Genomic DNA, 18,145 nt, shown 5'->3' on the forward strand with positions numbered 1-18,145 from the left:
CACCCTCTTTGCGTCCCCTTCTTCCCATCCTATCTTCCCACTGGCCCGAACTGGTGCTTAACCTTGCCCCATGAAATGGACCGAAACGCGCACAGCCCTGCCCCCCACCGCCCGCGCGGGTCGCGCGTCCCGGATTGCCTGCCTGCTGGCGCTGGCGGGGCTTGCGGGCTGTGCGGGGCCGGTCAGCGTGCGGCAGGTCTCGCTGGTGCACAGTTACCGTGAGGGCGCGCGCACCGCCCTGCAGGGCGGCAGGCCCGGTGACAGCACGCTGATCGTGCTGCGCCGCCACGCGCTTCTGGCCCTGTGGCGCGCCAGCCCCGACCGCGCCATCGCCACCCTGCGCACGCAGGCGTCGGGCCATGATGACGGGGCGGACGTGCTGTTCGCGCTGGCCGAACTCAGCTACCGGCAGGGGCTGCGCCATCACCGGCCTCAGGATTTCCTGGCTGCCGCCGTCTATGCCTATGCCTATCTGCAGCCGGGGCAGGCGGGTGGGCCGGACGGATATGATCCGCGCTTCCGGCAGGCGGGGGATCTGTACAACCTGGGGCTGGCGGCGGCCTTCGGCGCGTCGGTCACGGTGGCGGACCAGCACCTGGCGCTGCCCTTTGGCACGATCGATCTTGTGGCCGATCCCGCGCAGCTGCACTGGCACGGCCGCGTGCTGGACAATATCCGCCCCACCGCCACGATGGGCGTAAGCGGCATCAACAACATCTACCGCACCCCCGGCCTGGGGGAGGCCCTGACCGTGCAGGCCCGTCCCGACCCCACGGCCCCCGCCGCCCCCGTGCCGGACGTGGCGGCCGTGCCCGATGGCAGCTTCAGCGTGTCCGACCGGCTGCGCATGCCCGCCAGCCTGCTTATGGAACTGGACAGCCCGCGCGCGCAGGTGCTGGGCACGCGGCTGCACGGGCGGCTGGTGCTGCGCGTGATGGAACAGGGCACCGCCACCACCCCCATTGGCACGGCACGGGTGCCGGTGGCGTATGACCAGACGGCGGGCCGCGCGCTAAGCCTGGTTGATACCGCGCTGGGCACGAAGGAATACCGGGGCTTTTTTGATGGCACGACCTTTGACGGCACCCGCCCGCGCCTGGTGGCCATGACGCCGCGCCACCGGGGCAGCATGCCGGTGATATTCGTGCATGGCACCGCCTCCAGCCCGTACCGCTGGGCCAGCATGGTCAACGACCTGCTGGAAGACCCGGCCATCCGCAACCATTTTGACTTCTGGTTCTTCTCCTACGCCACCGCCAGTCCCATACCCTATTCCGCCTGGCAGCTGCGCCATGCCATTGAACAGGCGGTGGCGGATCTGGGTGGCGTTGCGGCGGACCCGGCGCTGGGGCACATCACGCTGGTGGGCCACAGCCAGGGGGGGCTGCTTGCGCGCATGCTGGTGATCGACCCCGGCAGCCGGCTGTGGGACGGCACGGCGGGGCGCCCGCTTTCGTCCTTCCATCTGGATGCGAAAACCCGCGCGCTGGTGGAAAAGACGATGTTCCCCACCCCCATGCCGGAAATCGAGCGCGTGGTGTTCATCTCCACCCCCCAGCATGGCAGCTACCTGGCCGGGCTGTCGGTGGCCCGCCTGATCGGGGGCATGGCCAGCCTGCCATTGAGTGTAACGGAAACCGCGCGTGAGATCGTGACCAGTGCGGCGGGCGACAGCACGCACCTGCGCAACAGCATTCCCCGCCTGGGCAGCGTTTACGCCATGTCGCCACGCAGCGCGTTCATGCGCACGCTGCCCACCATTCCCATCGTGGCCGATGTGCACACCCATTCCATCATACCCGTGTGCGGCAACCCGCGTGACCTGGCCCATGCCGATGATGGCGTGGTGTCCTATGAAAGCGCGCATATTCCCGGCGTGGAATCCGAACTGGTTGTCCGCAATTCGGAGCATTCCACCCAGTCCAACCCCCTGACCATAGCCGAGGTACAGCGCATCCTGCTTGAACAGCTTGCCGCCAATCCGGGCCTGTCCGTCACACCCGCCCGGCTGGCCGGGCCATGAGGGCGGGCCGCCGGGCGGCCGTCGGGCCATGGGCGGGGCGGATCGCGGGGGGCGTGGGCACGGCGCTGGGCACGGCGCTGGGCACGGGGGCGCTATATTATTCCACCATCCTGCCCGATGCGCTGCGGGTCGGGCTGGCGGTGGCCTTTCCCGCCTGCATGCTGGGGGCGGGGTGGCTGCGCGGGGCCTGTGCGCGCCACGGCGTGCGGGCGGCGCTGGGGGTGATGGCGGGCGTGTGGTACGTGACCGACCCGCCGCGCAATGACCGGGTCTGGGCCGGGGAATACGCCATCCCCGCCGATACCTGGCGCACGGGCGATGTGATCCATGTGCGCAACGTGCGCAATTTCCGCTACCGCACGGTCAATGATTACCTGCCCGCGTGGTACGATGCCAGCTATGACCTGAACCGGCTGGACAGCGTGGACCTTGTCACCTCCTACTGGGCGGGGGAGAACATTGCCCATGTGTTCCTGAGCTTCGGCTTCAGTGACGGGCAGCACCTGGCCATCTCCATCGAGACGCGGCGGCAGGCGCGTTTTCCCTATTCCACCATTGCCGGGTTCTTCCACCATTACGAACTGTTCTACGTGACCGCCGATGAGCGTGACCTGATTGGCGTGCGCACCGATGTGCGGCACGAGCGGGTGTACCTGTACCGGCTGGACCTGCGGCCCGAAGTGCGTACGCGGCTGTTCCTGAGCTATGTGGCCGCCATTCACGACATCACCCGCCACCCGGTCTGGTACAACACCCTGACCGACAACTGCACCACCGGCATCCTGGCGCGCGCGGGGGCAAGGCTGCGCTACCGGCTGGACTGGCGCGTGATCCTGAGCGGCCACACGGCCGACATGGCCTATGACATGGACCTGCTTGGCCCGTATGATGCAAAGCGCTACCCCGATTATGCCGCGCTGCACGCCGCAAGCCGCATCCGGCGCGCGCCGGGGGCGGTGATCGGGGCGGATTATTCCACCGCCATCCGCCAGGCCCTGCCACCGCCCGAGGGGCCGGGATGAATCCCTGCATCGGGTGGCAAGGCCGCATGGACGGTTTTTTTCCCCGAAGCCGGGATGCGGCAGGCCGCCTGCCTGCGCATGGGGCGGGGGCTTGCGGGCGTGCGGTGATGCGCCCATCATCCGCGCGACAACGAACCGTGGAGGATATGACATGCCAACCCTGTTCACCCCGCTCAAGGTCGGGGCGCTGACGCTGCCCAACCGCGTGGTCATGGCGCCGCTGACCCGCCTGCGTTCGGGCAGCACCCACATCCCCAACGACCTGATGGCCGAATACTATGCCCAGCGCGCGCTGGCGGGGCTGATCCTGTCGGAAGCAACCCCCGTCACCCCGCAGGGCATCGGATACGAGGACGTGCCCGGCATCTGGACCCCCGAACAGGCGGAAGGGTGGAAGAAGGTCACATCCGCCGTGCATGCGGCGGGCGGGCGCATCTTCATGCAGTTGTGGCATGTGGGCCGGATCTCGGACCCGTATTTCCTGAATGGCGAGGCCCCGGTGGCCCCCAGCGCCATCGCGGCGAAGGGGCATGTCAGCCTGCTGCGCCCCCTGCGTGATTACGTCACCCCCCGCGCGCTGGAAACGGGGGAGATTGCGGGCATCGTCGCCGCCTTCCGCCGTGGCGCGGAACTGGCGAAGGTGGCCGGGTTTGACGGGGTGGAAATTCATGGCGCCAACGGCTACCTGCTGGACCAGTTCCTGCAGGATTCCACCAATCACCGCACCGACCGGTATGGCGGGTCGATTGAAAACCGTGCCCGCCTGATGCTGGAGGTGACCGACGCCGCCATTGGCGTCTGGGGTGCCGACCGGGTGGGCATGCACCTGGCCCCGCGCTGCGATGCGCATGACATGGGGGATTCCAACCCCGCCGCCACATTTGGCTATGTGGCGGGCGAACTGGGGCGGCGCGGCATTGCCTTCATCTGCGCGCGCGAAGCCGAAGGGCCGGACAGCCTTGGCCCGCAGCTTAAAAAGCAGTTTGGCGGCGTGTATATCGCCAATGAGCGCTTCACCCCCGAAAGCGCCGAAAAGGCGGTGGAAGACGGCCGGGCCGACGCCATTGCCTTTGGCCAGGCCTTCATTGCCAATCCCGACCTGCCCGAACGCCTGCGCGCGGGTGCGCCGCTTACACCGCCCGATCCCGCCACGTTCTATACCCACGGGCCGGAAGGCTATATCGACTATCCCACGCTGGGGGCCGCGGGGGACTGATCCCTGCGGCCTTTACACGCCGCGGCGTCCGGGCCGCGGCGCGGTGTTCCCGCCGTGGCCAGGCGTGATGGCGTGCCCGGCATGGCGGGGGCGGGCAACCCGGCGCGGCCCGCGTGCCGCCGGTGACAGTTACCCGTTGACCGGTATGGTCAGCACGGCGCCCGGGTTCTTGGTGGTTTTTGACAGTTCCATCAGGATCTGCAGCATCGTGAACCCCAGCTTGCTGGGGAAGTCCGTATCCGAAATATAATAGAATTTGTTATTGTATTTTATCGTTACAAAAGAAAGTCGCGGCCGTTCGTTACTGACATGGACAAAAACCGTTGGCTTCGTATTGCGTCCGATCAGGATGACCTTGGGCAGGGTGCGTCCTGAATCAATATCTTCCTGTGGCACGTCGATCTGGTAGGCAATCTGCCCCAGTACGCCAAGCATCGTGCGGGTCAGCAGCCTGACCTGGCCACGCTGCGGCCTGCCTGCCCCGTATATGACCTCCACGCGCTCGTCATTCGGGCCCATTTCAAAAAAACGCCGTGTTGCCTTCACCACGTCGGACAGGATCGGGTCGGTCGTTGACGAGACCGTCAGGAACACCCGGTCAAAGGCCGGTGTCTTGCCCGGTATTTCCTCGCTATGTTCAAGCTGGATGCCCAGCAGGCCCGCGATCTGCAACCGGCGGAGATCATAGATGAGTTCAAAAAACTCGGGCGATCCCCTGCCAACATCGCCCCCTATGGCCCCCACGTTGTTGATCAGGTTGACCGACTGGACCGACAGGCGGAACAGGATATCTATGGGCAGCCCGCCCATGGCCAGCGGCAGCAGGCTGCCGGGCGGCAGCGGGCGCAGGAAGCTCTGCGCATAGGCATCGCCCGTAACGGGCTGGAAGGTGAAGGTCGGGCTTTCCTGTATCTGTGCCCCGATAGCCCCGGCGGGCCGGACCGGATTGGAATCCGAACCGACGCCGATGGAAATGTTGCGCTGTAGCTGGTAGCCGGAAATCAGCTGGGTCGTGTCCAGGAAACCCGGTGTGTCGGCATAGCGCAGGCGGACGACGTTCAGGAGTGTCTGCTGCTTGGATGATCCGATCAGCGCCTGGGAATAGTCAAGTTGATCACGGTCCAGTCTCTGGGAGCCAACGCCGTAACATCCACCCAGCAGAAGAACGAGCGGCACCACCGTGAATTTTTTCATAAGAAGGGAACTCTGCATCTCTTGAACGACGTACCGCTTTATCTTGACTGTTTTTCGATGGTGGCCGGGTACCGGGCCTTACGGGCTGAGCTGATTGCACCGTGTCATGCTAGCATGCAAATTTCGTGGATTGTAACCGCCCCGTTTTTTATCCGGCGGTGGCCGCGATGGCGGCTGCCGTCATTTCAGGCATGGTTTTCAGTGATATGGCCCGTATCCGGGCGCATGCACCGGGGCGCCGGGGTGGGGCATGCGACATTATTAAAATAACGTAAGCCATGACGCCCGCGCGGCGCATGTGGGGAATTTTCGCGGGATATGTCCCATGATAAAATAATGTGTTAACCAACCGGATGGTCCCGCCGCATCCTGTGCAGGGGAGACGATCTGGAGTACTGGATAGGGTTGTGAGCGTTGTCCGAATCTGCCGTAAGGTGTCGCGTGCCATGAGTAAACGTTTTCTTGCCCTTGTTCCGGCGCTTCTGCTGGCCGGCCAGGCCCATGCAACGGACGTCAGGCTTCCCGATGGCACCCCGGCCAGCGTGACCGTCCAGACACCCTGCACCAGCGAGAGCTACAGGGAATACGAGACCTGCATCTCCGCCATCCTGAGCCTGCCCTCCAACCGTGGCGGCGATATCGACATCAGGGCGATCGGGACCCTGCTGCCCAAGGACATCCAGAAAGCCGCCATCATAAGCGGCATCACGGCGGCGCCGGTCGTGCCGATGACCGTGTCGTTAAAGCATTATGATGACAAGAACATCACCTGGCCATCAACGGATACGCCACTGGATCACATCATCATCCCCAATAACGGAACCTATCAGGTCGTGCTGACAACCACCGATGGCGGGAAGACATGGGGCATGCGGGTCATTATCGAACAGCCGGGCTCGGCTGACCAGTAAGGCCGGACATCATGGCCCGTGGCCCGGTACCGGCGCTGGCTGCGCACGCCCTGGGCCGGCTCCGGCACGCGGGGGAGATGATGCGCCTGGCCCCGGCCTGACCTTCACGTCTGTCCGGTCTGGCGGAACCTTTGACGCTACATGGCGTATCCGCAAGGGCCGCCGCCAGCAGCCCGGCGGCCAGGGTGTGACGACATGGGGGGAGCAGGCGCATGCGGCCTATCCCGGCCGCCGGGCCGGGGCAGGGGCCGGTACCATGCGCAGCCATACCCATCCCGCCAGCGCGGACAGGGCGGACCCTGCAAATATGCCCAGCCTGGCCATGTCGGCCAGTCCGGGTGCGGCAAATGCCTGGTCCGCCATGAACAGGCTGATGGTAAAGCCGATCCCGCACAGCAGGCACAGCCCGAACAGCATGCCCGGCGGCGTGCCCACGGGCAGCGGGGCCAGCCGCAGCCGCGTGGCCAGCATGGTCGCCCCCAGCACACCCACGGGCTTGCCCACCACCAGCCCCAGCATCACACCCAGCGGCACGGGTTGCAGCAGCATTTCCACCCGCGTCCCGGCCAGTGAAATCCCGGTATTCATGAAGGCGAACAGCGGCAGCACCGCCCATGTCACCACGGGCGCCAGCGCGTGGGTCGCGCGGTCCAGCGGCGTGGGGCGGCCGGGCGCGGCCGTGGCGGGCAGGCACAGCCCCGCCACCACCCCCGCCAGCGTCGGGTGCAGCCCCGATGCCAGCAGGGCCACCCACAACACCCCGCCGCCCAGCACATAGGGCCACGGCCCCCGCACCCCCGCGCGCCCGGCCCCGGCCAGCCCCAGCGTGGCAAGTGCCGCCGCCAGCAGGGCAGGCCAGTACACCGCCGTGCCGTAGAACAGCGCAATCACGATGATGCCCAGGATATCGTCAAAAATGGCCAGCGCCATAAGCCATGTCCGGGCCGCGGGTGCCACGCGCGGGCCAAGCGCCAGCACCACGGGCAGGGTAAAGGCGGCATCGGTCGCCACCGGAATGGCCCAGCCCCGCATGGCCGCCGCATTGCCCCACGTTACCGCCAGATAGACCAGCGCGGGCACCACCATGCCCCCCACCGCCCCCACCAGCGGCAACGCCACCTGCCGGGGAGAGGACAGGTGCCCCGATGCCATTTCCCTGCGTATTTCCACAATGACCAGCGCGAAGAACAGCGCCATCAGCCCGTCCGAGACCCACGCCCCCAGCGTGGCCGGGCCATGCGCCCCCAGTATTCCCAGCCGCAGCGGCAGCGCCACCACGGCCTGCCACACCCCCCGCCACGGGCTGTTGGCCATGCCAAGGCCCAGCAGCGCGGCCAGCAGCAGCGCCAGCGCCCCCCCGGTGGGGGAGGCGGCAAGAACGCGGATATGGCGGCGGCAGGTACGCAAGGGGGACATGCTCCTGCTTTGCCGCACGGGGTGGCCGCAGGCAAGCGCCCTGTGGCCTGCGCCGGCGGCCCGCGGGACGCATCAGCCCATGCCGCGCACCAGCACCAGGGCCGCCCCCATCAGGCCCAGCAGCGAGAACACAACCGTCAGCGCCAGCGGCCGCCCCGCGCGCAGCACCGCGCCCGCCTGCACCCCCAGCCCCAGCGCCGCCATGGCCAGTACCGTCAGCCCCGTTGCCATCATGGCCAGCGCGGCCGCCATTCCCGGTGGCAGCAGCCCCATGGCCCGCAGCCCCATCATGGCCCCGAAGCCGGTGATATACCATGGCACGACCCGTACCCTCCCCCGTGCCGGACCCGTCCGCGCCATCCGCGCGCGCAATACCGACAGCACGGCACAGACCGGCCCCAACATGAGCACCCGCATCAGCTTGACCAGCATGCCGGCCTGCACCGCCACCGGCCCGAACGGGGCGGCGGCGGCCATCACCTGCGGCACCGCGTAGACCGTCAGCCCCGCCAGCACGCCATGGGCCGCCCCGCCCAGATGCAGCAGGGGGCCAAGCAGCGGCAGGCCCACCACCACCACCAGCCCGCCCGCCGCGGTAAAGGCGATGGTTGCGCCCACGTCCTCCTCACGCGCATGGATGACCGGGGCGGCGGCCATGATGGCGGAATTGCCACATATGGCATTGCCACACGCCACTAGCAGCGTCCGGGTGGCGGACAGCCCGACCAGCCACCCCACGGCGCAGGTAAAGGACAGGCTGAACACCACCATGCCCGCCACCGCCGCCAGCAGCCCCGGCCCCGCCCGCAGCACCGCCCCCATGCTGAAGGATGCCCCCATGCACATGATGGCCACGTTCAGCAGCGTGCGCGCGCAGCATTTTATGCCCGGCGCCCACACCGCGCCGGGCCGCAGGCACGTCCGCACGCCCACGCCCAGCAGCAGGGCGGTGTTGAGTGCCTCCAGCCATACCCGGCCGCACAGGCGCATCTGCGCCGCCTCCAGCCCGCGGGCCAGCACCGCGATCGACGCGCACAGCGCAATGCCGGGCAGGAGGCGGCGCAGATGCGCCTGTGCGGGCCGGGGGCAGGGGTGGGGGATCATGGCGGGTTTCCTTTCGCCGCGCACCCTAATGCCGGGGCAACCCATCACTCCAACGCATTATTCCTGTCATTCCAATCGCAATAAACGATTGATTGTGCCAGGATGCGCCCATGACCCTGGAACAGCTCCGCCTTTTCATTGCCGTGGCCGAACGCGAACACGTAACCGCCGCCGCCCGTGCGCTGCATGTCACGCAATCCGCCGTGTCCGCCGCCATCGCGGCGCTGGAGGCCCGCCACGGCGTGAAGCTGTTCCACCGTGTGGGGCGCGGCATAAGGCTGACCGGTGCTGGCGCGCTGTTCCTGCCCGAAGCGCGTGCGGTGCTGGCGCGCGCCACGGCGGCGGAACACATGCTGGATGCCTTTGCCGGGCTGAAGCGCGGCACGCTGCGGGTTGTGGCCAGCCAGACCATTGCGGCCTACTGGCTGCCGCCCGTCCTTGTCCGCTTCCGCCAGCACTACCCGCTGATTGCGGTGGAACTGGGCATTACCAACACCCATGAAGCCGCCCGCCAGGTGCGTGAGGGGATGGTGGACCTGGGCATTGTCGAAGCGGTGGTGGATGACCCCGCGCTGGCGCAGTGGCCGCTGGCGCATGACCGCATGCTGCTGGTCGGCCCCACGCCCTGCCTGCCCGGTGAGGTGGATGCCGGGTGGCTGCGCGCGGCTACATGGGTAATGCGGGAGGCGGGTTCGGGCACGCGCGCAACACTGGAGGGGTATCTGCGCCAGCGCGGCATCGACCCCGGCGGGCTTGCGGTTAGCCTTGTCCTGCCTTCCAACGAAAGCGTGCGCACGGCGGTGGAGGCCGGGGCGGGGATCAGCGCGCTATCCGCCCTGGTGGTGGCCCCGGCACTGGCGGCGGGCAGCCTGCATGCCGTGCCACAGGCGCTGGGCCAGCGCGCGTTTTACGGCCTGCGCCACAGGGAACGCTACCGCAGCCCGGCGGCGGAGGCGCTGCTGGACCTGATTGCCGGGCCTGTCAGATAACCGCCTCGGGGTCCGGCTGGGTATTGACCTCCCCCGGCTGGTCGGGCGTGTCGGTGTGTTCGGGCAGGCGGTCGGCCAGCAGGGCGCGGGGGCGGCCGATCCACAGCCCGTCGCGTATATGGTCACGCCGGGGGTTGGTGGTGCCGGGGTGGATCAGGATGCTCAGGCCCGCGTGGTTGAGCATGAGCCACGGCACCAGGCGGGCGAACGCGGCCTGGTCAAAGGCCACCTGGTACATCGGGGCCACATGCGGGCCGACCGCGTGTTCATGCCACTGGCCCAGCCTGACGGCAAAGCGCGCGGCAATCTGTTCACGCAGGCGTGCCGCCAGCGCGCGGGCCTGCGCGCCGTCAAAATAGACATGGGCGTGATAGCTTGCGATTTCGGACAGGGGGCGGGGCATCGGGTCGGTCATGCGGCGGAGCTTCCGGTTGGGGTCGGCAATGGGGCGGCCATGGCGTGATGACAGGTCAGGGCGTGACAGGTCGTTATGTGACAGGTCAGGGCATGACGGGTCAGGGTCCGGCATGCCCGGTCCCCTGCCAAACTGCCCGTCCAAACTGCCCGTCCAAACCGCCCGTCCATGCCGCCCGCCACGCCGTCGGCATGCGGCCGCACCGCCGTATTTCCGGGCATTGGGGCCGGATGGCGGGATTGGGCATGGAAGGCGGGGGGATGTCGGCATGGTCATGACAGGCTGGCGCCCGTCACGGCGTGGGGTTGTGGCAGGACAGGCATGGGGCATCCGGGCAGTGGTGGCGGGCACGGGATGCATGACTGCGCGATGAATGCGGCCGTGATAGGGCAGTGGCCACATCAGGCCGGTGCGCTATTTCCACACCCACTTGCCCACGACCCGGCCGTTGATCACCAGGTCGGATGCATCGACCTCATCCACCGGATAGGTGGGGTTGACGCTGATGATGCGGATGCGCGGCGGGCGGGAATTGGGCACCAGCATCAGCTGCTTGATCACGACCCCCATGCCGTTCCAAAGGACATATACCCCGTCGGGCGAGGGGATGCGGTGCCCGGTATCAACCAGCACCCGGTCACCCGCCAGGAATTCCGGCTCCATGGAATTGCCGGTGACGCGGATGATGGCCAGCCCCGCCGTATCGGGCAGGTAGTTGCGGATGAAGTTGCGCGGGATGCGCCATGACTCCAGCGTGGGGTGGCCCTCCCCATCGCCACAGGCGGTGTGGTCCACGATCGCGCCGCCGCCCGCCTGGGGCGAGATGTCGTATTCATGCACCGTAATCGCGCCGTCATCATCATGCACGGGCATGCTGGCGCGTTCGGCGCGGCTTATGCTTTCGTTCAGGTCGGTGGCGCCGGGCACGATGCCGCACAGTGCCCAGACCTCGCTTGCGGCAATGGGCGGGTCGCCCCGGTCGGTCAGCAGCGGGACCAGCCTGCGCACCAGGTCAACGGGAATGAAGTCCTTCTTCAGCTTGTTTTCATAGAAGGCATAGCTGGAAAACCGCTCCCCCATGCCCAGGTCGCGCGCCAGCCCGCGCACGGTGTAGCCCCCGCGTTCGCGCAGCGCCTTCAGCCGGTGGGCGGCGGAGCTGGGGCCACCGGCGGCGGGCGCGCGCAGCAGGTCGCTTGCGGTGCAGCCCAGCACGGCGGCCACCTTTTCCAGCCGGTCGCCGCCGGGGTTGCGCGACTTGCCGCGCAGGATGTCGTGCACATACGTCTCGTTCAGGCCCGCCAGTTCGGCAAGGCGCTTTTTATTGAGCTTGAGCAGCGCCATGCGGCGTTCGATCTCGGCGGCGGCGGGGGAGCGTGTATCCATAATGGGAACTGTCCCATAAACCCGGCCGGAAGGGTAGGGGGGACGTATCCCATTACTGCTTGACGTATTGGGATATATCCCATAAAACACCGGCCATGACCCATACCGCCCCCATCCCGCCAGACCTGTACCGCGTGGCCCGGCTGGGCTGGCATGTCCATCCCGTGCGGGCGGGATCGCGCGCCGCGTGCTTTCGCGGCGCGGCAGGGCAGGCAACCTGCCACCTGGACACGATTGCCCGGTGGTGCGCGCGCTGGCCGGGCTGCGGCTGGCGGGTGGTGTGCGGCCCGTCGGGGCTGTTCGCGCTGGATGTGGACCGGCCGGGCACGCACGCGGCCGACGGGGTGGCGGCGCTGGCCGCCCTGGTCCGCCGCCATGGCCCGCTGCCGCCCCGGCCCATGACGCGCACCGGCGGTTCTGGCGGGGCGGTGCTGTTCTTTGCCCATCGGGGCGAGGCCCTGCGCGGCCATGCGGGCCATCCCGCGCCGGGGCTGGACCCGCACCGGGGGCCGCAGGCGGTCACCATCCCGCCCGGCACGCATCCGGCCACGGGCGGGGCCTATACCTGGCGCGTCCCGCCCTGGGTGGTGCCCCCGCCGCCCATACCGCCATGGCTTGCGGCGCTGCTGGCCCCGCCCGCCGTCCCGTCGCGGCCCGTGCCCCGCATGGATGGGGAGCGGATGCGGGGCACGCTCATGCGCGCGCTGCATGCGGTGTGCGATGCGCCCCGGGGCATGGCCAACACCACGCTCAACGCCCGGGCCTATGCGCTGGGCCGGTGGTGCGGGGCGGGGCTGCTGGACCCGGCCACGGCGCGCGACATGCTGCTGCACGCCGCCCGCCTGCGCAACATTCCGCCAGCCGAGGCCCGCGCCACCATCCGCTCCGGGCTGGGGGCGGGGCTGCGCAACCCGCGCCCTGGCGGCTGAACGCACCGGCCCCGCCCTGGCATCGCCCTGGCCCCGCCGGCCCGGACACGGGCGGGCGGCCGCTTTCCTGACATTCCATGCCACCGCGTACCACTGCCCCGCACACTGTCCATGCGGTGGCCGTACCACGCCCCCACACCGCATTCCCCCCTCTGTCCGCCGCCGCGCCAGAACCCATCCAGCCCGAGGTCCGTCCATGCCTGATGCCCCATCCCCCGCCATCGTCACCGCCGCATGGATGGACCTGCTTGTACGCGGGGCGCGGGGCAGGGTGTCGGCCTCGCTCAGCAACTGCCTGGTGCTGCTGGGGCATGACCCGCTGCTGCGTGGCCTGCTGGCGTGGGATGCGTTTGGCTGCCGCCCCATGCTGACCCGTGCCCCGCCGGCCGCCTTTGACGGCGCGGCCGCCCCGCCGGGGCCGTATCCGCGCATGATGGAGGACACGGACACCGCCCTGGTGCAGGCCTACATGCAGCGTGCCTACGGCCTGCCGGTCAGCCGCGCCGTGGCCGAACAGGCCTGCCGCACCGCAACCGGCCTGTGCCGCCGCCACCCGGTACGGGACTGGCTGGACACGCTGGCATGGGATGGCACGCCCCGCCTGGCCACATGGCTGGATCGGGCGCTGGGCGCCGGGGCGGATGCCTATCATGCCGCCGTGGGCGCGCGCTTCCTGTGTGGCGCGGTGCGGCGCGTGCGCCAGCCGGGCTGCAAGTTCGACTACGTGCCCGTGCTGGAGGGCGCGCAGGGCATGGGCAAGAGCCGCCTGCTGGCCGCGCTGTTCGGCCCGGCATGGTTCAAGGACGACCTGCCGCGCGACCTGGGGGACAAGGACGCCGCCCAGGGGCTGCTGGGCGTATGGTGCGTGGAACTGGGGGAACTGCAGGCGCTTGGCCGGTCCACCAGCCGTGATGCCAAGGCGTTCTTCAGCCGCCAGCATGACCGCTACCGCCCCAGCTACGGCACGACCGAGGTCATCCGCCCGCGCCAGTGCGTGTTCGTTGGTACCACCAATGAATGCGATTACCTGACCGACCCCACCGGCAACCGCCGCTACTGGCCCATCAGCTGCACCCGCGCCGATCCGGACTGGGTTGCCGCCCACAGGTCCCAGCTCTGGGCGGAGGCGGACCATCGGGAGGCCACCAGCCCCATGCCCCTGTGGCTGGATGATCCCGCCATCGCCATTACCGCGCAGGCGGCACAGGAAGCCCGCCTGCCCGATGACCCGTGGCACGACCCCATTGCCGCGTGGCTGGCCGGGCGGGGGGCGGGCGGCGTGCGCATGGCCGATGTGCTGCACATGGCCCTTGGCCTGCCGCGGGACCGGCAGGACCGCGCGACCCAGCAGCGCGCGGGCGTGGTGCTGCGCGCCATGGGCTGGGCGCGCCACAAGGTGCGCAGCGGTGGCGCCACCCACTGGGTCTGGCAGCCGGGCGGGGCGGGGTGAACCACCCGCTCGCGCCACCCCCGCCCCGCGTCGTGCAACGGGCCGGGGAGCGCAGGTGGCGGGGCCTCATGGCCGCCGGAACCGGGCCGTTTTCCATGCCCTGCGCGGCAGGCGTAAAATGCATGGCTTTATTGTGCCGGACGCATTTCCCGGGCGCGTGAAATTCCTTCCCACCGGGGCGGTATGTGGATATGGCGCAAAAAACAATAACCCTGGAACGACAGCCATGTTCTCCACCCTGTCCCGGCCTGCGGCCCTTGGCCTGTGCGTGCTGTGCGCCGCTACCTTTACCGCCATAACAAGCGAACTGGCCCCCGTGGGGCTGCTGCTGGAAATGGCGCGGTCCTTCCACCTCAATTCCGGGCAGGTGGGCATGGCCGTCAGCGCCTATGCGCTGATCGTGGCCGCGCTGGCGGTGCCGCTGACCATCGTGACCGCGCGCGTCAACCGCAAGCGCCTGGTGCTGCTGGCGCTTGCGGGCTACGCCGCATCCAACCTGATGGGCGCGTTCGCCCCCAGCTTCTGGCTGCTGTGCGTGGGGCGCGCGGTGGGCGGGGGGGCGCATGCGCTGCTCATGTCCATCGTCTCGGCCTATGCGGCCCAGCTTGTGCCCCGGCGGGTTACCGGACGGGCCATTTCGTTCGTGTTCTGCGGCGCGTCATTCGGCGCGGTGGCGGGGGTGCCGGCGGCGGCGGCCATCGGGCAGTTCCTGGGCTGGCGGGCGGCCCTGCTGGCGGCGGGCGGGCTGGCCGCCGTGCTGGCGGTGGTGGTGATGGTGGCGCTGCCCGCCGTTGCCACCCCGGTGCGCGCGGCCCGCTCCGGCCTGCGGGGCAGCGGGCGCGCGGTGCGGGATTTTGGCGTGATCCTGACGGTCACCACCGGGTTCTTCTTTGCCCATAACCTTGTCTATACCTATATCGCGCCGGTGCTGGTGGCCCACGGGCTGCCGCAGGCGACACTCAGCCTTGACCTGCTGGCCATCGGCGTGTGCAGCCTGGCGGGGCTGTGGGGCGCGGGGCAGCTGGTTGATGCCAGCCCGCGTCTGGGCATGCTGGGGGCGGGGGCGCTGCTGCTGGCGGGGATTGGCCTGCTGGTGGGCCATGCCACCAGCGGCATCGGGTCGGTTGCGGCGGGCGCGGTCTGGTGCGCGGGCTATGCCGGGGCCATTCCGTTCTTCATGTCCGGTGCCATCCGCACGCAGGCCACCACGGGCGACATCGCGGGGGCGGCGGTGAATGCCACCAGCAATATCGGCATCCTGCTTGGCTCGGCCGTGGGGGGCGGGCTGCTGGCCCTGCACGGGCAGGGGGTGCTGGCGCCCACGGCCATTGGCGTGGGCGTGCTGTGCATGGCGCTGGTGGCGGTCAGCGGCAGCGCCTTCCCCACCCGCGTGGTGCATGAGGACGAGGACCTGCCCACCCCCGTGCCCGCCACGGCCGGGGGTTGAATGGCGGCGGCTACGCGGGCAGCACGGGCGGGGCAAGGGGGGTGATGCGCACGCCCGCCGCCAGCCTGCGCGCCAGGCGGTGGCTGGGGCGTTCCACCCCCCTGTGCAGCACGATGGCCAGCGTGAACATGACACCCAGCAGCAGCGCCCAGGCCAGAAGGGTCACGGCCACGCCCATCTGTTCGAAGCGGGGGTCGAAATACCATTCGAATACTTTCAGCGCGAAGAAATGCACCATGTAGAACGGGAATGACACCGCCCCCAGCCACAGCAGCGGCCGGCAGCCCAGCACCCGGCCCAGCAGCCCGGTCCGGCAGGCCAGCCCCGCCAGCAGCCACGTAAAGCCGAACACCATGACGGGCGAGAACACCGCCACCACCAGCCCCAGCGCCACCAGCCCCGCGCCGCCCCATGTCATGATGGCGGCGGCGCGGGTGGACACGCCCCCCATCATCACCGCGCGCCCCAGCGCCATGCCCGCGCCAAAGCCGCCCAGCATGCGCACCGTGCCCATTGGCCCGCTGGGGTTGTTATGGGCATGGTGGGCCAGCGCCAGCACCACGCATTCCCCCCCCAGCAGGGCCGCCGCCAGTAGGTGCGGCAGCGCCACGCGCCGGATGCCCAGCAGCCCCCACGCCATGGCGGGGAACAGGAAGTAGCCCAGTACCTCGGCGCTCAGTGTCCATGACGGGCCATTCCATGTGCCCAGCTTGGCCACCGTCAGCGCCTGCAGCAGGAACAGGCTCTGCACAAAGCCCGGCCATGAGAAATCATGCTGCCGGTAGGCATATTCGGGCGAGGTATAGACCCGCGACCACCGCACGAAATCGGGCTGTGACAGCACGAACGGCACGATGGCCAGCATGATCAGCACATGCAGCGGGGCCACGCGCACCACGCGCAGGATCAGGAAACGCCGCACCGGCGCCATGTCCCGCACCACGAAGTCATGCCCATGGGTCAGCATCAGGATCAGCCCGGACAGGATGAAGAACAGGTCCACCGCGCGGAAGCCGTTTTCCACCACGCTGGAATGGTCCAGCGCGTGCACGCCGATGCTGGCGCATAGCGGCGGCAGCATGTGGTGGGTGGCCACCCATGCCGCCGCCACCCCGCGTATGCCCGTCAGCGCGGGAATGACGGGCCGGGCCAGCGGGGCGACATCGGCCGACGCTAGCGCGGGCAGGGCGGTGGCCGTGGGCAGGTCGGCCATGGCCGGGGTGAGGGCGGGCGGGGGTGTCGTGTCAATGGAGGCATCTTCCACCACGGTGGTTCTGTACATGATCGTTCTCACACACAAATAAAAGATGATTCCATATACACATTTATTGTTATTTATTATTTCGAAAAAATGCGATTCGCGTATTATTTTTTTGTTTTTATTTATTTTATTGTTATTAAAACGTGCGGGACCATCCCCCATCCGCATGGTGGCGCCCGTATTGCCGATAACAGGCCACCGGGGCAGGACAACAACCTGCCATTACAGGGTCTGGCGGAAGTAACGCCGCCTGCGGGACAGGGATTTTACAGATTGTATCACGAAACCGTCAGCCCCCGCCGGGCGGGCCTGTTCCCTGTGTTCCCTCTGTTCCCTTTGTTCCCGCTGTTTCTGCCATCTGGTGTACGACAGGGCGACAGGGCATGCTATTCGTTTACTGTTCTGTAAAACAGTTGGGAACATAGGGAACAGAGGGAACACCCCGCGCCGGTTTGCATGGTTGCGCCACCATGGAACGGGCGGTACGGTGTGGTGCAGGCGGCCGGTTTTACCACGGACCCGCCGGTACGGGGGCCGGATATGGCAGGGACCCGTCATGCGCGGAAGGCTGCCTGCCACCGCCCTTTTTCCCGGCCTGCCGCCCGCCCGTGCCGGGGGAGGATGGCCTGCCTGCCTGCATGGCCCGGCGCTAGTATGACTTTTGTGCACAAAGTCATGCGAGGCCGCCCATGCTCCCATCCCCTTCCGTCACCGAACGCGCCCGTGTCGCGGCGCTGCTGCGGGCCGACCGGCGTGCCCGCCTGCTGGCGCGCGACATTGCCGCCGGGCTGAAGCCCGACATGGGGGCCACCGGCCCCGCCGCCACCGCCCGCGTGGTGGAGACCACCCGCATGGAACTGGCCCCCCACACCCGGCCCCGGCCGGTGCGCCGCGTGCTGGATACCTGCGTGCTGGACCGCCTGTTCCACCGCGCCAACGCCGCCCTGACGCCCGAACAGCATGCGGTGGGGCTGCGCTTTCGCGCCACATGGCGGCGCGCGGTGCGGGCCGGGCGGCTGGTGCAGTGTTATACCCCCCATACCGGCGCGGGCGGCGGGGCCAGCCTGGAGGATGCCGAGGCCAGCATGCAGGCCCGCCGTCGCCTGGACCGCGCGCATGCCCTGCTTACGCCCGCGCGCTGGCAGGTGGTATGCGCGGTGTGCGGCATGGATGAACAGCCCGGCACCCGCCTGCGCACCCTGCACCGCGCGCTGGATGTGCTGCATGATCAATGGTGAGGCGGGCGCGGGAACAGCGGCAGGCCGCGCCGGACGGGGGGTGTTGCGGGCCATCATGGGATTCCGGCAGGGCGTGGCCGGGCACGGGCCGGGCATGGCGCATGCGCTGGTCGCGGCCGCGCGGGGCCTGTCCTTAACGTCATGGTC

At 68.7% G+C, this 18,145-nt stretch carries 15 protein-coding genes; 9 read left to right on the plus strand and 6 right to left on the minus strand.

What is annotated here, in order from left to right; genetic code table 11:
- Window positions 1-70: 70 nt before the first annotated feature.
- The 3 genes from GWK63_RS07425 to GWK63_RS07435 all read left to right on the plus strand — a co-directional run bounded on the left by GWK63_RS07425 (window position 71) and on the right by GWK63_RS07435 (window position 4,261).
- Window positions 71-2,023: an esterase/lipase family protein gene (locus GWK63_RS07425; RefSeq protein ID WP_099963235.1), complete on the plus strand. Its 1,953-nt coding sequence runs from the start codon at window positions 71-73 to the stop codon at window positions 2,021-2,023.
- The gene (locus GWK63_RS07430; protein ID WP_099963234.1) at window positions 2,020-3,045 is read left to right on the plus strand and encodes an Lnb N-terminal periplasmic domain-containing protein; all 1,026 of its coding nucleotides are present in this window, start codon (window positions 2,020-2,022) and stop codon (window positions 3,043-3,045) included. Before GWK63_RS07425 ends, GWK63_RS07430 begins: the two co-directional genes overlap by 4 nt.
- A 151-nt stretch (window positions 3,046-3,196) precedes the next feature.
- Window positions 3,197-4,261, plus strand: coding sequence for an alkene reductase (locus GWK63_RS07435; protein WP_034932211.1), 1,065 nt, complete (start codon window positions 3,197-3,199; stop codon window positions 4,259-4,261).
- Window positions 4,262-4,390: 129 nt separating this feature from the next.
- On the opposite strand, the gene GWK63_RS07440 is transcribed toward GWK63_RS07435, so the two are convergent.
- A complete protein-coding gene (locus tag GWK63_RS07440; protein ID WP_034932192.1) occupies window positions 4,391-5,455 on the minus strand; it encodes a hypothetical protein in 1,065 nt (354 codons plus the stop codon).
- A gap of 446 nt (window positions 5,456-5,901) precedes the next feature.
- Between GWK63_RS07440 and GWK63_RS07445 the strand changes: the two genes are divergently transcribed.
- Window positions 5,902-6,366, plus strand: a complete 465-nt coding sequence (locus GWK63_RS07445; RefSeq protein ID WP_007398443.1) for a hypothetical protein — start codon at window positions 5,902-5,904, stop codon at window positions 6,364-6,366.
- A gap of 219 nt (window positions 6,367-6,585) precedes the next feature.
- Here the strand turns inward: GWK63_RS07445 and nhaA are convergent, their stop codons facing one another.
- Both nhaA and GWK63_RS07455 read right to left on the minus strand, forming a co-directional pair.
- Complete coding sequence (gene nhaA / locus GWK63_RS07450) at window positions 6,586-7,773, minus strand: Na+/H+ antiporter NhaA (RefSeq protein ID WP_223846677.1); 1,188 nt, start codon at window positions 7,771-7,773, stop codon at window positions 6,586-6,588.
- Window positions 7,774-7,854: 81 nt separating this feature from the next.
- On the minus strand, window positions 7,855-8,886 hold the full coding sequence (locus GWK63_RS07455; RefSeq protein ID WP_050800666.1) for a YeiH family protein: 1,032 nt from the start codon (window positions 8,884-8,886) through the stop codon (window positions 7,855-7,857).
- 110 nt (window positions 8,887-8,996) lie between these two features.
- On the opposite strand from GWK63_RS07455, the gene GWK63_RS07460 reads away from it, so the two are divergent.
- The gene (locus tag GWK63_RS07460) at window positions 8,997-9,875 is read left to right on the plus strand and encodes a LysR substrate-binding domain-containing protein (RefSeq protein ID WP_007398446.1); all 879 of its coding nucleotides are present in this window, start codon (window positions 8,997-8,999) and stop codon (window positions 9,873-9,875) included.
- Here GWK63_RS07460 and GWK63_RS07465 read toward each other — a convergent pair.
- Both GWK63_RS07465 and GWK63_RS07470 read right to left on the minus strand, forming a co-directional pair.
- Window positions 9,868-10,290: a DOPA 4,5-dioxygenase family protein gene (locus GWK63_RS07465; RefSeq protein ID WP_007398447.1), complete on the minus strand. Its 423-nt coding sequence runs from the start codon at window positions 10,288-10,290 to the stop codon at window positions 9,868-9,870. The two genes, GWK63_RS07460 and GWK63_RS07465, sit on opposite strands and share 8 nt — an antisense overlap.
- Before the next feature lie 414 nt (window positions 10,291-10,704).
- Complete coding sequence (locus GWK63_RS07470; protein WP_034932189.1) at window positions 10,705-11,673, minus strand: S24 family peptidase; 969 nt, start codon at window positions 11,671-11,673, stop codon at window positions 10,705-10,707.
- A 95-nt stretch (window positions 11,674-11,768) separates the two neighbouring features.
- On the opposite strand from GWK63_RS07470, the gene GWK63_RS07475 reads away from it, so the two are divergent.
- From GWK63_RS07475 to GWK63_RS07485, 3 genes are all read left to right on the plus strand, one after another.
- Entirely contained in the window at window positions 11,769-12,602 is an 834-nt protein-coding gene (locus tag GWK63_RS07475) for a bifunctional DNA primase/polymerase (RefSeq protein WP_099963232.1), read from the plus strand.
- Between the two features lie 196 nt (window positions 12,603-12,798).
- Window positions 12,799-14,052 carry a VapE domain-containing protein gene (locus tag GWK63_RS07480; RefSeq protein ID WP_099963231.1) on the plus strand — a complete coding sequence of 418 codons (1,254 nt, stop codon included), beginning with the start codon at window positions 12,799-12,801 and terminating at the stop codon, window positions 14,050-14,052.
- 226 nt (window positions 14,053-14,278) lie between these two features.
- Window positions 14,279-15,499: an MFS transporter gene (locus GWK63_RS07485; RefSeq protein WP_051672139.1), complete on the plus strand. Its 1,221-nt coding sequence runs from the start codon at window positions 14,279-14,281 to the stop codon at window positions 15,497-15,499.
- A gap of 10 nt (window positions 15,500-15,509) precedes the next feature.
- On the opposite strand, the gene GWK63_RS07490 is transcribed toward GWK63_RS07485, so the two are convergent.
- Window positions 15,510-16,781: an acyltransferase family protein gene (locus GWK63_RS07490; protein ID WP_157772010.1), complete on the minus strand. Its 1,272-nt coding sequence runs from the start codon at window positions 16,779-16,781 to the stop codon at window positions 15,510-15,512.
- A gap of 668 nt (window positions 16,782-17,449) precedes the next feature.
- Between GWK63_RS07490 and GWK63_RS07495 the strand changes: the two genes are divergently transcribed.
- Window positions 17,450-17,998, plus strand: coding sequence for a hypothetical protein (locus GWK63_RS07495; protein ID WP_007398454.1), 549 nt, complete (start codon window positions 17,450-17,452; stop codon window positions 17,996-17,998).
- Window positions 17,999-18,145 lie beyond the last annotated feature (147 nt).

The sequence above is a fragment of the Komagataeibacter rhaeticus genome (assembly GCF_011611525.1).
GTDB classification, from domain to species: Bacteria; Pseudomonadota; Alphaproteobacteria; order Acetobacterales; family Acetobacteraceae; genus Komagataeibacter; species Komagataeibacter rhaeticus.

Coding starts and splice junctions, on each gene's coding strand:
- GWK63_RS07425 (WP_099963235.1), top strand. CDS start 71: ATGAAATGGACCGAAACGCGCACAGCCCTGCCCCCCACCGCCCGCGCG.
- GWK63_RS07430 (WP_099963234.1), top strand. CDS start 2,020: ATGAGGGCGGGCCGCCGGGCGGCCGTCGGGCCATGGGCGGGGCGGATC.
- GWK63_RS07435 (WP_034932211.1), top strand. CDS start 3,197: ATGCCAACCCTGTTCACCCCGCTCAAGGTCGGGGCGCTGACGCTGCCC.
- GWK63_RS07440 (WP_034932192.1), bottom strand. CDS start 5,455: ATGAAAAAATTCACGGTGGTGCCGCTCGTTCTTCTGCTGGGTGGATGT.
- GWK63_RS07445 (WP_007398443.1), top strand. CDS start 5,902: ATGAGTAAACGTTTTCTTGCCCTTGTTCCGGCGCTTCTGCTGGCCGGC.
- GWK63_RS07455 (WP_050800666.1), bottom strand. CDS start 8,886: ATGATCCCCCACCCCTGCCCCCGGCCCGCACAGGCGCATCTGCGCCGC.
- GWK63_RS07460 (WP_007398446.1), top strand. CDS start 8,997: ATGACCCTGGAACAGCTCCGCCTTTTCATTGCCGTGGCCGAACGCGAA.
- GWK63_RS07465 (WP_007398447.1), bottom strand. CDS start 10,290: ATGACCGACCCGATGCCCCGCCCCCTGTCCGAAATCGCAAGCTATCAC.
- GWK63_RS07470 (WP_034932189.1), bottom strand. CDS start 11,673: ATGGATACACGCTCCCCCGCCGCCGCCGAGATCGAACGCCGCATGGCG.
- GWK63_RS07475 (WP_099963232.1), top strand. CDS start 11,769: ATGACCCATACCGCCCCCATCCCGCCAGACCTGTACCGCGTGGCCCGG.
- GWK63_RS07480 (WP_099963231.1), top strand. CDS start 12,799: ATGCCTGATGCCCCATCCCCCGCCATCGTCACCGCCGCATGGATGGAC.
- GWK63_RS07485 (WP_051672139.1), top strand. CDS start 14,279: ATGTTCTCCACCCTGTCCCGGCCTGCGGCCCTTGGCCTGTGCGTGCTG.
- GWK63_RS07490 (WP_157772010.1), bottom strand. CDS start 16,781: ATGTACAGAACCACCGTGGTGGAAGATGCCTCCATTGACACGACACCC.
- GWK63_RS07495 (WP_007398454.1), top strand. CDS start 17,450: ATGCTCCCATCCCCTTCCGTCACCGAACGCGCCCGTGTCGCGGCGCTG.